11 protein-coding genes, 1 tRNA gene and 2 riboswitches are annotated in these 13697 nt (G+C 36.4%); of the genes, 6 read left to right on the forward strand and 6 right to left on the reverse strand.

Going from position 1 to position 13697, the window contains the following annotated elements; all coding sequences use genetic code 11:
* The first annotated feature begins 2 nt into the window (after window positions 1-2).
* The gene (dgt, locus tag OM074_RS16070) at window positions 3-1337 is read left to right on the forward strand and encodes a dGTP triphosphohydrolase (RefSeq protein ID WP_301201285.1); all 1335 of its coding nucleotides are present in this window, start codon (window positions 3-5) and stop codon (window positions 1335-1337) included.
* 746 nt (window positions 1338-2083) lie between these two features.
* Here dgt and OM074_RS16075 read toward each other — a convergent pair.
* Window positions 2084-2398: a hypothetical protein gene (locus tag OM074_RS16075; RefSeq protein ID WP_301201287.1), complete on the reverse strand. Its 315-nt coding sequence runs from the start codon at window positions 2396-2398 to the stop codon at window positions 2084-2086.
* A gap of 26 nt (window positions 2399-2424) precedes the next feature.
* Window positions 2425-2667: a Nif11-like leader peptide family natural product precursor gene (locus OM074_RS16080; protein WP_301201289.1), complete on the reverse strand. Its 243-nt coding sequence runs from the start codon at window positions 2665-2667 to the stop codon at window positions 2425-2427.
* Between the two features lie 441 nt (window positions 2668-3108).
* Between OM074_RS16080 and OM074_RS16085 the strand changes: the two genes are divergently transcribed.
* On the forward strand, window positions 3109-3300 hold the full coding sequence (locus OM074_RS16085; RefSeq protein ID WP_301201291.1) for a cold-shock protein: 192 nt from the start codon (window positions 3109-3111) through the stop codon (window positions 3298-3300).
* 115 nt (window positions 3301-3415) lie between these two features.
* Here OM074_RS16085 and OM074_RS16090 read toward each other — a convergent pair.
* Window positions 3416-3487: transfer RNA gene (locus OM074_RS16090), tRNA-Arg, on the reverse strand.
* A gap of 284 nt (window positions 3488-3771) precedes the next feature.
* Window positions 3772-4431 (reverse strand): DUF6266 family protein, encoded by a 660-nt coding sequence (locus OM074_RS16095; protein ID WP_301201293.1) that lies wholly within the window; start codon window positions 4429-4431, stop codon window positions 3772-3774.
* A 754-nt stretch (window positions 4432-5185) separates the two neighbouring features.
* Here OM074_RS16095 and OM074_RS16100 point away from each other — a divergent pair.
* From OM074_RS16100 to OM074_RS16110, 3 genes are all read left to right on the forward strand, one after another.
* Window positions 5186-5950, forward strand: coding sequence for a sulfite exporter TauE/SafE family protein (locus OM074_RS16100; protein WP_301201295.1), 765 nt, complete (start codon window positions 5186-5188; stop codon window positions 5948-5950).
* A gap of 102 nt (window positions 5951-6052) precedes the next feature.
* Window positions 6053-6341, forward strand: a riboswitch (cobalamin riboswitch).
* 66 nt (window positions 6342-6407) lie between these two features.
* Entirely contained in the window at window positions 6408-8690 is a 2283-nt protein-coding gene (locus tag OM074_RS16105; RefSeq protein ID WP_301201297.1) for a TonB-dependent receptor, read from the forward strand.
* A 59-nt stretch (window positions 8691-8749) separates the two neighbouring features.
* Window positions 8750-9673, forward strand: coding sequence for a sirohydrochlorin cobaltochelatase (locus OM074_RS16110; protein WP_301201299.1), 924 nt, complete (start codon window positions 8750-8752; stop codon window positions 9671-9673).
* 663 nt (window positions 9674-10336) lie between these two features.
* On the opposite strand, the gene OM074_RS16115 is transcribed toward OM074_RS16110, so the two are convergent.
* The gene (locus tag OM074_RS16115) at window positions 10337-10627 is read right to left on the reverse strand and encodes a type II toxin-antitoxin system RelE/ParE family toxin (RefSeq protein WP_301201301.1); all 291 of its coding nucleotides are present in this window, start codon (window positions 10625-10627) and stop codon (window positions 10337-10339) included.
* Window positions 10628-10631: 4 nt separating this feature from the next.
* Window positions 10632-10841, reverse strand: coding sequence for an addiction module protein (locus tag OM074_RS16120; RefSeq protein WP_301201303.1), 210 nt, complete (start codon window positions 10839-10841; stop codon window positions 10632-10634).
* 326 nt (window positions 10842-11167) lie between these two features.
* Window positions 11168-11358, forward strand: a riboswitch (cobalamin riboswitch).
* A gap of 147 nt (window positions 11359-11505) precedes the next feature.
* On the opposite strand from OM074_RS16120, the gene OM074_RS16125 reads away from it, so the two are divergent.
* On the forward strand, window positions 11506-13656 hold the full coding sequence (locus OM074_RS16125) for a ribonucleoside triphosphate reductase (protein ID WP_301201305.1): 2151 nt from the start codon (window positions 11506-11508) through the stop codon (window positions 13654-13656).
* Window positions 13657-13697 lie beyond the last annotated feature (41 nt).

Below are 13697 nucleotides of genomic sequence, written 5' to 3' on the forward strand. Positions count from 1 at the left end.
TCATGAACTGGGACAAATTACTTTCGACCAAAAGAACCGGTCAGGAGGATAGAATATATAACATCAAACACCAACGCACACAATTTCAGAGAGATTACGACAGGTTGATATTTTCGTCACCTTTCCGGCGCTTACAGGACAAAACACAGGTATTTCCATTGCCGGGTAGTGTTTTTGTTCACAACCGATTGACTCATAGCCTGGAAGTTGCCAGTGTAGGGCGATCACTAGGGCATAACATCGCTGAGTTTTTGTTGGATGAAAAAGGTTTGGATAATCCATTAATCCCCGAAATAGGATCTATTGTAGCAACTGCTTGTCTGGCCCACGACCTGGGCAACCCACCCTTTGGGCATTCCGGAGAATCTGCCCTTTCGCATTATTTTACAACCGGAGAAGGAAAGAAACTCAAAAAACAATACAACATACCTGATGCAGAATGGAACGACCTGGTTGAGTTTGAAGGAAATGCCAATGCTTTCAGGTTGCTTACACACCAATTTGAAGGACGGCGCCAGGGAGGATTTGGTTTAACATATTCATCGGTAGCATCCATATTAAAATACCCTTACGCCTCAGGGTTTTCTGATAAAAAGAAGTATGGCTATTTTCAATCCGAGAAAAACATGTTTCACCGGATTGTAAATGATTTGGGCTTAATAGAAAAAGAAGACGGAGTATTCTGCCGTCACCCATTGGTTTACCTGGTTGAAGCTGCTGACGATATCTGCTACCAGATTATGGATGTGGAAGATGCCCATAAACTAAAAATACTAAGCACCGAACAAACAAAAGATATATTGTTGTCGTTTTTAATGGATGATGAAGATTCGGATACCCGCAAAAGGATTGAAAACGTTAGCATAGAAGTAACCGACCTTAACGAGCAAATCGCATTTATCAGGGCCTCGGTTATTGGAAAACTGGTTGGAAAATGCACCCAGGTATTTAAAGATAATTACGACCTTATTATGAATGGCCATTTTGAAGGCAGCCTGATCAAACACCTGGTTGGCACCACTAAAGAAGCCATTAAAAACTGCGCTTCCCTATCGTATAAAAAAATTTACAGGCACCCATCTGTAGTAGAGATTGAAATATCCGGCTTTAAGATACTGGGCTCTTTGATTCATGAGTTTTCAAAGGCTGTTTTAAACCCTGATGATATTTATTCAAAAATGCTCATCCCTTTTATTCCTGAACAATATATTGTAAAGCAAGAGGCTTCGGCCTGCGAAAAACTGCAATCGGTATTGGATTTTATTAGCGGCATGACAGATGTTTATGCCCTGGATTTGTTCAGAAAGATAAACGGGATTGGGATAAGTGGGTTTTAGCGGATAGCGGATAGCTGATAGCGGGTAGCAAGTAGCGGATAGCGGGTAGCTTATAGCGGATAGCATGTAGCTTATAGCGGATAGCTGATAGCTGATAGCGGGTAGCGGGTAGCTTATAGCTAATGGTGGATTGACAAATAGCCTAATGGGTGCTGTGCTAGCTTGATTGGTATTACATATACAATAGTTCGTTAGTTTTTTATAAGTGTAAGATTATTAGATATTTAATAAAACCAACTTAAGTTAGGTAACAATCTTATTTTAAGCATCTTGAAAATAAGTCTCTTATCTCTTATCTAAAATCTAACGATCTGTTAATATATACGCCTAAAAAATGATTAATTTAGTACTTGACATACATTTGCTACAACATTTTTCATTTGTCAGATAGCCTGCCCAACAGAAATTCAGACGAATTCAAGATGGATTATAATCATTCTTTAGTGTGTATTTAGACGTTCTAAAACATGAGAAGCTGATTTTGCCTTAGAACCATGTTTTTTTTGAAGATATAGTTTTTTACCATAAAAGGAACTGCTCTTGTTTACTACTACAGTTAGCAAGAGCAGTTCGTTATTTTATACAATAGAAAAACAGTATTATAGCCACCGCACTTTCAGCTATTCACAATAAGCTACCTGCTATGCGCTATCAGCCATAAGCTATAAGCTACAAGCCATAAGCTATCAGCTATAAGCTATCAGCTATCAGCCATAAGCTATCAGCTATGCGCTATCAGCTACCCTCTAATTCAAAAAAACAAGTTCCAGTTCTTCCTTTGCCTTGTCTTTCTCTCTAACCTTATATGTACCTGAGTTAACAAACTGGAAACCTTTATCGAGAGCTGCTTCCATTAAAGTACTCTCTAACTCAACAGCAACTTTAGGATCAAGATCCTTATTAAAATAGAGCATCAGCTCTTTTTCATCGTCATCATTGAATTTTACCAGCAAACTATTGTTTTCAACAAAAACCAAATCATCATAACTGTATGAAACAGGTAAACCTACCGATTCCAAAATCTCCATAACATGACCAAGGGGTCTATAATTTAAGCTCATAACTATATATTTTATATTGATTACTACTACATTAAAACAAGTTTAATTAAATTGACCGTATTTTCCAGTTCATCGTGTTCTTCTGCAAACTGGCATTTAAACATCATCATGCTGTGGGCTTCCTCAAACTCCATCTCGTCAAATGTTAGCTCTTTCTTTTTAATAAACTGATTAAACCCATCAACCCCATTCACTTTGTACAACTCTTTTCTAAACAAATCATCGTGCTTTACCCGCTCAATAAATTTTTTTGCATTTTGAATAGACATAAAACCTCCTTTTTTAAAAATCCTACATTTATGTAATATTTAAATGGGCGACTTACTTATTTGTAGCAAGCACATCTTCCTCAAAACCCCAACATTTAAAGAAGATCCCAAAATATTGCCTTCACACCATAGATAAAAACAAGTTTTATACCACTATGATTATAACCATTTGCAACAAACAAAACGCGCAAGGAGTAAGGCAAACATCAGGACAAAATAAAAACGCTAAAGAGCAAAGCAAAACTCGTTATACATAACAGAATATCAACCTAATAAACCTAACAAAAACAACAAAAAACAAGTACTTTGTTCAGTAGCCGAATTTAAGAACCTAACGTTCACAAAAATTTAATTGAAAAAATGTCAATGTTTTTTATTTTTTAGCTTTGATATCCAACTTTAAATGATACATTTGTCCTACTAGTATTTATTTAATTTATTATGAAAGAAGGAAAAGTAAAATTCTTTAACGAATCTAAAGGTTTTGGGTTTATTAAAGACAATGACTCAAACAACGAGTATTTTGTACATGTAACTGGTCTTATTGATGAAATCAAAGAAGACGACGATGTTACCTTCGAATTAAAAGAAGGTAGAAAAGGATTAAATGCGGTTAATGTGAAATTAGCATAACAATATATCAATATATATTACGCAAGAGTCCAAACCCCGCTAAGTTAGCGGGGTTTTTTGGTGCTTAGACACAAAAAAAAAGCGTTTCAGGAAAATTTCTGAAACGCTTTTTTTGTAGCCGCACCAGGACTCGAACCTGGATCTATTGTTTAGGAAACAACTATTCTATCCCTTGAACTATGCAGCCATCCGTTAATGTGGGTGCAAATATAAATAAAAATGTGAAATAGTAAAGTTATCTAGTAAGCTTATTTTATCTGAAGCTACTACCCTTGCTCATAATATAAATAAAGTTCATTTTGTAGCCGCACCAGAACTACAAGCTATTTCCCTATAATTCAAACACTATAAACCACATAACAAAACTTTGTATCTTCGAGACCTGGCGATAACCTTTTCCAGAAACACATCCCACAAAAAAGGCCGATTCTAAAAAAGAACCGACCTTTGGTAGACTAAATATAAACTAACTTATTCTGGAACAACTACAGAACCCACATACAAACTATTGCTTACTTGCAGGTTGTCGTCAGTGGCGGCAAAAGCCAAATAACAATGAACCTCGGTTCCTGCCGGGGCAACCGGAATCCCTACAGAACCCGTGCCGTCCCCTCTTTTAAATTTTCGCAACGAATACTTGGGCTGATAGCCATCGGCAAGGGTTACTAAAATGGCATTGTTAGCATTTAAAAAGCTGTTGTACGAATCCGTTTCATCTTCGCAACCATCACCGGGTTCCCATGTAAAAACAGCTTTCCTTTCTATCAACTCTACCGAGTATTCCTCTGGAATATGTAATGAACCTTTTGCGAGTTGCAATCGTGGATAAATTACATTATACGAAGGATAATCTCCTTCAATAGCATAGTTCAACAATTCACTCATGGCTGCGTTACGCGCCGATTTATTATGCTCTTGCATCCTGAACCCAATTTTAATAATTGATTGTAATGGCTGGATGAAATTTGATGCAAACTGGAACTTAGCTCTTTGCATAATTTGTTTCTTGCTCCATTTGGTAGGCTTATCAGGCATCGATTTCATATATTTTACACCTTTCCAACTGCTACCTACTGTGTTTCCAATTTTACCTTTGAAACTTCCGTTTATTCCTTTATTATACGTTCCCATGACTTTAATTTTTGTAATCCATCCTTTTACTGATCAGGAAAAAAAGATGGATTGGGTTAAACATTTTCAGTTACCGGTAATCAGTTAACAGTTATCAATAAGCAATTTTCAGTCATCAATTTTTGTTAATTCATTGATCATTGTTCATTGTTTATTGTTTAATGCTAAAGTATATTGAAAAGGGATATTAAAAAATAACAGTAATTTTACTGTTACTTTTTTTCTTTATATATTGCAGTATATCTGGCACATACAATTTAAAGACATTTTAAATTTGAATAAGTTTTACCCCCAAAACAGCCCAGAATTCCATTTTTTGCCAAAAATGACCATTTTGGATTCCGATTTTGCTCAAAAAAGGCTGTTTTGGATTCCATTTTTGATGCTTTTAGCACTTTTTGGATTCTTTCTCCACAGCTTCTCCACCAAAAAGGATTATTTCTCCACTATCTTCTACTGCGTCTCCACTACTTCTCCACGCTTCTCCTATGGCGCTCCACTTATTCTCCACACCTGCTCCATACCCACTCTATAATGGCTACCAGGCAACTCTACTCTTTTCTTACCATTGTGTTATGCTTTTATTATCGTTATATACACAGTACTAGTGGAGAAACAGTAGAACATCATAAGAAAATGGTAACAAATAATATGTAGTTGGTATGCAGCAGTGTTGGAGTTATTTTGCAGAGTATTCAATAAAGTTTACTAATCCTTAGTCATTTCCATAAATAAGCCCTTCCTTTGTTATTCTATGATTGAAACAATACTAAATCCATTACATACCGACTGGAAAATTTGGGGCATCACTGTTTTTTGCGCCTTTGTGGCCGGATTAAGCAAAAGCGGCTTAAAAGGTTTTGCGATGATCAACATCCCGATACTGGCCATTTTTTACGGAGGAATGGCCTCTACAGGCATCCTGCTTCCTTTTTTAATCTTTGGAGATATATTTGCTGTTATTTATTACCGCCGGAGTGCCGAATGGAAATATATTAAAAAGCTGTTTCCGTGGGCAATGATGGGACTGATATTAGCAGTATTTGTTGGCAAATATGTTAACGATGACCAGTTTAGAAATGCCATTGCCATTGCCATTTTGGTATGCTTGTCGCTTATTATATACCGCGATGTTTTTGGAGGAAAAATAAATATTACCGATAAAAAATGGTTTTCGACTTCTTTGGGAATTTCGGGAGGATTTGCCACCATGATTGGAAATGCGGCCGGCCCCATTTTTAATCTATACCTGATGAGCATGAGACTGCCTAAAGAAGCCTTTATAGGTACCGGCGCCTTTTTTTATCTCATCCTCAATCTAATAAAGGTACCCATTCACGTATTTTACTGGGAATCGATTACCTGGCAAACATTCCAGCTGAATTTGATATGCCTGCCCATATTAATAATTGGTGCTTTTATTGGAAAACGAATTGTAAAATTGATTCCGGAAAAAGCATATCGCTATTTTGTATTAAGCGTAATTACACTTTCCGCCATTCTGCTGTTTTTTAAATAGATTTTGTCGAACAAATATAACACAACTCACATATTTGTTTAAACAGGATCAAGTTATTTAAAACATTTTTCATTTTACTGATTGTTGGTATACTAAATTTATTACATTTGCACGCAATTAAGTAATTTATTTACCTCTTTGGTAATAAACGAAAGGGAACCCGGTTTAAATCCGGGGCTGTACCCGCAGCTGTAAGTTTCATTCTTTTGTGTAAAAAGACAATATGTTTTGAACTACAAGGCCACTATTACCACTATAGTTTCAACAAAGGCAGGTGTTTAATTCTATTTAAGTAGAAGAACAATCCGCTACCATTAAACTACAGTGGATAACTTGGGAAGGCATCAAAACAGAAACAAGCCAGAAGACCTGCTTAATTAAAAGCTTTATGCAGTAATCAATTTCGGGTTAAGATTTTGCTGCATACAAAATTTATCATTTTTGTTATTTATTTATAATGAAACGCATTTATGTAATTGCGCTCATTGGGCTATGCTTTAATTTTGGTATATCCCATGCGCAAAACATTATTTTTCGTGGCATTGTGGTTGATATCACCAACCATAAACCTATTGAATTTGTCAACGTGTATTTGGAAAACACGTCGAACATTGTATACAGTAATCACGATGGCTCTTACATTTTTAAAGGAGTAAAACCCGGCAATTATGTGTTATGCGCATCGTGCATTGGATACCACACTTATAAAACTCAAGTCAATCTGGATTCCAACAATAAAATTTATAATATAGAGCTAAAGCCGTCGGTAGAAAACCTCTCCCCCATTGTTGTTACTGGCACCGGAACAAAATACCGATTAGAAAATGCCCCTGTGCAGACCGAGATTATTTCGGGCGAAACAATTCGTCAGGTTTCAGGAAGAGGCACCGAAGAAATAATCTCAAATCTTTCTGCCTCACTAGATTTTAATACAAGCTCAATGGGCTCTACCATAAAGATTAACGGTTTAGGAGACGACTGTATTCTAATTTTAGTAAATGGTAAACGACTAACCGGAAATATAGGAAACCGTTTTGATTTGAGCAGGATAGATCCCAATGACATAAAGCAAATTGAAATTGTAAAAGGAGCTTCTTCAACGCTTTATGGTTCCGATGCAATTGCCGGGGTTATTAACATTATTACGAAAAAGCCTAAACAAAATATCAGCATTAAAAACAGCACACGGGTTGGGGCACACAATGAATGGAAACAACTAAATACCCTATCTTACAAAAAGGATAAGTTATCAACCAAAACTTCATTTTCCAGAAGTCAAACTGATGGATGGCAACTAAATACAATGGAGTACAACCGAAAATGGGAAAGCAACCACGAACTTCCATACCTAAAAAGGACTTACGACAAACCGGTAAACAAAAAACGTTCTTATACTTTAACTCAATCACTTTCGTACAATTTTAACCCAAAGCTAAACATGGATGCGGAGTTATCGTGGTACGAAAAAACATTGTTTTTCCCTTTTAAAGGGAATATGCACAATTACTATTATAATAATAGAAGTGCGTCTACAGGTGGAAAATACCGTCTTAAAAATAAGAATTATATAAATTTCAGTTTAGAATATGGTAACTTTCTGTATTACAAAACGTTCCCTTACAAATACAACGAACAATATATCACACCCGATGGTGTTTTGCAGGTAACTTATTATCCTGGCGACCGTTTTAAAAACTCTGAGCAAACTAACATCACATTTAATGCAAAAGGGGTGTTTTATCTTAATAACAAGAACACCTTAAGCATTGGAACCGAAATATTGGGAGACTATCTGGAAGCAAAATACAGGTTGGTGAAAGACAATGTAAATGCTTATACCTACGCTTTATACTTACAGGATGAATTTAAATTAAAAGGGCATTTGAGCTTTGTAGGAGGAATAAGGTTTATTTATCATGAAAAATTTGGAACTATTGCCACACCCAAAATATCCATCATGTATAAAACCGGCAAATTTACACACCGAGCCACTTATGCCAATGGTTTTAGAAGTCCCACATTAAAAGAACTGTACTACTATTATGAGAGTAACCGAATGGGAACTTATACTTTATACAAAGGAAACTCCGATTTAAAACCACAAAAATCAAATTACTACAGCATATCAACACAGTTCAGGAAAAAAGCATTTAAAACTGACATATGCCTATTTATCAATCAGATAAAAAATATGATTGATTATAAAATATTACCTACAGAATATGACCATGAGCGCAGGGGGGTTGAAGAAACAAAAATGAGATATAACATTAACGAGGCACAATTGACTGGTGCTGATTGGTCTTTTACCATAAAACCTATTTCAGACTTATCTGTAAACGGAAGCTACAGTTACGTTGATGCACAAAACCAAACTTTAAGTACCCGCTTAAATGGGACTTCGGAGCACAGCGCCACTTTTAAAACATCATGGACTCAAAAATGGAACCACTATTCTTTAAACCTGAACATTTCCGGCACCTATAGATCCGACAAATTTTATTTGGAAGAAGATGATTACAAACAATATGCAGATAAATATCAATTATGGAAACTAACCACTTCCCACACTTTTAAAAAGTACAAAAACGTGGATATTATCCTCACTGCAGGAATCGATAACATTTTTAATTACGTGGATAACAGACCATATGGAGGCCATTATGGAACTTTGAATCCGGGTAGAACACTTTTTACAGCCTTAAACATCATTTTTAATAAAGACGAAAACAGACAATAGCTAATGATTATATCCCATTAGTTTACAAATTATACAATTACAAACTAAATTATTTAAACATGAACATTTTTAAAAAAGCACTTTTTGCATTTGGATTAGCAGGTTTAGTTTTTACTGCTTGCAATGACAATGATGATGACGATTTCAAGTTAGGAGATAAAGAAGGAACAGTATTGGTAACTTTCGGTTCCTCGTACGAAGCGCCACAGCAAACATTTGCAACTATGGGTGCAGCTGCAAAAGCGAAATTTCCAAATGAAGAAATCCGCTGGGGATACACTTCTGACCTTATTTTAAACATCCTTCGCCAGGGAAATGGAGAAAATGGTATTCAAAAAGACAATGACACTCCACAAGAAGCCATAACAAATATGATAAAAGAAGGATATTCAAAATTCACAGTTCAATCTTTACACGTTATTCCAGGTGAGGAGTACGAGGAAATGATTGAAAAAGCAAATACTGTTAAAAAAGAATACCCAGATATTGAAATTAGTTTTGGTAAACCACTGTTGGATTCAGACGAAGATTTACAAGCAGTTGCTGAAGTATTAAATGCGAAATTTGCAACAGAATTATCTGCTGGTCCTGTAATATTCATGGGACACGGAACTCCACACGAAGCTGATGGACAGTATACAAAACTTGAAACAAAGCTTAAAGCATTAAATACCAACTTTTTTGTTGGCACAGTGGAGGGCATTGGATTTGACGCTGATGAAACTTCAATTGGCGGTATTTTAAATAAAATCCCAGCCGGAACAACAAATATTACCATTTCTCCACTTATGTCAATTGCAGGTGACCATGCCAACAATGATATGGCTGGAGTAACAGGTGAAACAGATCCTGCCGAGCAATCGTGGAAGGAAAGATTAGAAGCTGCCGGGTATATAGTAAACATTGTTATGAAGGGTTTAGGTGATTATGCTGAGATCAACGCTATTTGGATGGATCACTTAAATACTGCAATGAATAAATAACCTATAAGATAATTTTATATCTCTGCTACGGATATATTTTGTTTGTGATGCCCACCTGGTTAACTGGGTTACCCAGGTGGGTATTGTTATATAATAACCAATCCTCAATCATTACATCTCAGGATCAGATCTGTATTACCAAGCTGCAAATCAGATCTGTTCCGTAGCTTGAAAAAAAACATATTCTCCACATAATACGGAACAGATCTTAAACAATAACAGCCTATAAAGATCTGATCCTAATACTATCTCACACCCAAAAGCACTGAATTTCTTTACTATGTTCATTTAAAACGAAAAAATACGCAGTAATCAACACCTCTGGATCAGATCTGTATTACCTGGCTGCAAATCAGATCTGTTCCGTAGCCTGCACAAAAACATCTGCTCCACATAATACGGAACAGATCTTAAACAATAACAGCCTATAAAGATCTGATCCTAATAAAATCTCACACCAAAAACACTGAATTTCTCTGCTATGCTCATCTAAAACGAAAAAAATACATAGTAAGCAGCACCTCAGGATCAGATCTGTATACCTAAGCTGCAAATCAGATCTGTTCCGTAGCTTGCACAAAATCATATTCTCCACATAATACGGAACAGATCTTAAACAATAACAGCCTATAAAGATCTGATCCTAATAAAACTTCAAGACAATTATTTTCTTTTCATCCAGGCTTTAGGGTTTCTGCTTGTATGAAGAATTGAAAGAACATAAATAACTTCATCTTCCACAATAAAGAATATTCCATAAGGAAATCTATCTGTAAATGCTCTTCTAATATTTTTATAGACTATCTGAAATTGTTCTGGATTCCTTTGAATTGCATTAATCTTGGCTTCCAGAGCTAATAAAAATTCATCCCCTAAGCCCTCCCGAGCAGTATTGTACCACAATGTCGCTTCTGTAGCATCTTTCTCCGCTAAAGGTTTGATTAACAAATCCAACTTCCTATAACTGTTTTTTAATTCGTTTTTTTACATCAATCCAACTTGCCCCCTCTTCTTTCGATTCATTATGCTCCTTTAATCTATCATCTAACAATTGCTTAGTTTCCTCTGAAACTTCAATATTTTTACTGTTATCGGCAATACTATCCCATATCGCTTCAACCATCAAAATTCTCTCAGAAACACTCAACTTCAATATATCCTGCATCATTCTTGTCATAATTTTTTCTTTACAGTTTTAACTCTATAAACAACAACATTAGCCTTTTTTATGCTCATCAGGAATATTAGTAGAATAAAGTTTCAATAATTCCTTCTGCATTTTACTATGAGCTGTAGTTCCCATATCTTTAACAGTTTGTTTCTACAAAGATAATAAAGATAACACCAAATACCTTAGACAACAATATCAAGAACAGATCTTACACAATAGCCGCCTATAAAGATCTGATCCTAATACCCCTATTTGTTCAATTGTTCATTTCTTTTTAATAACTATTCCCACCCCTTACCTATTGGCGTTTCTATTATTTATATTTTTGTGCTGCTGAAATGATTTAAGGGAATACTGTGAAAATCAGTAGCTGTACCCGCAGCCGTATGTTGCAAACAGCTTTAGAACCTCAATGCCACTATTAATCCGTCTCAGTTAAAATTACAGCGGATAAAATGGGAAGGCAATCTAAAGTGCAACGAGCCGGAAGACCTATCATTTTTAGTACTATAATTTCGTAGCTTTCGGGAAAAAAGGCTAAGGAAATCAAGGCAATAAAAGTGATTCATTTCCTAAACATCTGAGAATTTTTACGCCCTTTGCTTTTCTTATTATTTAACCCAGCAGCTACCATTAATTTATAATTTAAAACAAAAGTATTATGAAAATTGATGGTGCTATTAAAACAGTACAAAAGCGTGATGGGCGCGTAGTACCCTTTGAATCGGCAAAAATTACCTTTGCCATATTTAAGGCTTTAAGAGCTGTTGGTGAACCAAACCGGGATTTGGCACAGCAGATAACTAATAATGTTATAGCCCAGATTCAAACTAAAACTGCATGTGTTGAAGATATTCAGGATATGGTTGAGATGGAGCTTTTTAAACAGAACCAGTTTAAAGCAGCCAAGGCCTATATTATATACCGCAAGCAACATGATGGTATCCGAAATGTAAAGGAACTGTTTTCAAATGTGGATATCATTGATGATTACATCAACAACAACGATTGGCGTATAAAAGAAAGTGCCAATTCAACCTACTCGCTCCAAGGGATGAACCAACATGTATCAACTATCATCAGTTCGCAATACTGGTTAAACAAAATCTACCCTTCTGAAATTGGCAATGCACACAAGCAAGGAAAACTTCATATCCACGACCTTGGCTTTGTTAGTGTATACTGTGTAGGCTGGGATTTATACGAACTGATTATGACAGGGTTTAAGGGTGTTCCGGGAAAAGTGGAAAGTAAACCAGCTAATCATTTCCGTACTTTACTGGGGCAGATCGTGAACTTCTTTTACACCATGCAAGGTGAAGCAGCAGGAGCCCAGGCTTTTTCAAATTTTGATACTTACCTGGCTCCCTTTATCCGGCACGATAACCTGAGCTATAAGGAAGTAAAACAGTCCCTTCAGGAATTTATGTTTAACATGAATATCCCTACCCGAGTTGGATTTCAAACCCCATTTACTAATATCACCCTGGATTTGGAAGTTCCTTCTAATATGAAAGATACAGCAGTAATCATTGGAGGGGAAATTAAAGATTCTACTTACGGAGATTATCGGCACGAAATGGATATCTTCAATAAAGCTTTTGCTGAAGTAATGACCGAAGGAGATTCAAATGGAAGAATCTTCTCCTTCCCTATCCCAACCTACAACATTACAAAAGATTTTGACTGGGACAACGAATACCGTCAACCAATTTGGGAAATGACTGCAAAATACGGTATCCCATATTTCTCAAATTTTGTAAATTCAGATATGTCGCCCGACGATGTACGATCCATGTGTTGCCGTTTACGGATTGATACAAGTGAGCTAAAATCAAGGGGTGGCGGCTTATTTGGAGCCAATCCCTTAACGGGTTCTGTTGGTGTGGTTACTTTAAATATGCCACGTATAGCATACGAATCACGATCTGAAGAAGAGTTGTTTCAGCGCATTGCCAAACTTATGACACTAGCGAAAGATAGTTTGGAGATTAAGCGCAAGGTTATTGAGCAATTAACAGAAAACGGTTTATATCCTTACTCAAAATTTTACTTACGACATATAAGGGCAAAAAACGGTGCATATTGGGACAACCACTTTTCAACCATTGGATTGGTTGGGATGAACGAAATGCTGCTAAACTTTTACGGCTACGACATAACCACCCCGGAAGGAAACAAACAGGCTCAAAATATTATGATTTTTATGCGCCAGAAACTTCAGGAGTTTCAGGAAGAAACAGGCCATATTTACAACCTGGAAGCCACCCCTGCCGAAGGTACCACCTACCGTTTAGCGAAATTAGATAAAGCAGAATTCCCCGACATCATTGTTGCCAATGATAAGCAAGTCAGAGAAAACAACGCAGCCCCATATTATACCAACTCCAGCCAATTACCCGTAGGTCATACCGATGATATTTTTGAAGCACTTGAACTGCAGGATGATTTACAAACCAAGTATACCGGGGGAACGGTATTCCACACCTTTGTTGGTGAGAGCCAGTTACCGCCGGCTTCGGTAAAGATATTAGCTAAAACCATTTGCGAAAATTTCAGGCTTCCATACTTCTCCCTGTCGCCAACTTTTAGTATTTGTCCGGAGCATGGGTACATTTACGGCGAGCACCACAAATGCCCCAAATGTGAAACCCAAGGCAAAGAAAATGTTTGCGAGGTATATTCCAGGATTGTAGGTTACTTACGACCAGTGGACCAGTGGAATAATGGCAAACGGGCAGAATACAGCGACCGTAAATTGTTTGACAAGAAGATAAAGGTTAATCAGGAACCAGAAGTTGTTGATTGTTAATTAGTATCAGCAAGAAAACTCCTGAAATAATTAAAACTTTT

Source organism: Plebeiibacterium marinum (assembly GCF_026013615.1).
GTDB classification, from domain to species: domain Bacteria; phylum Bacteroidota; class Bacteroidia; order Bacteroidales; family Marinilabiliaceae; genus Saccharicrinis; species Saccharicrinis marinus_A.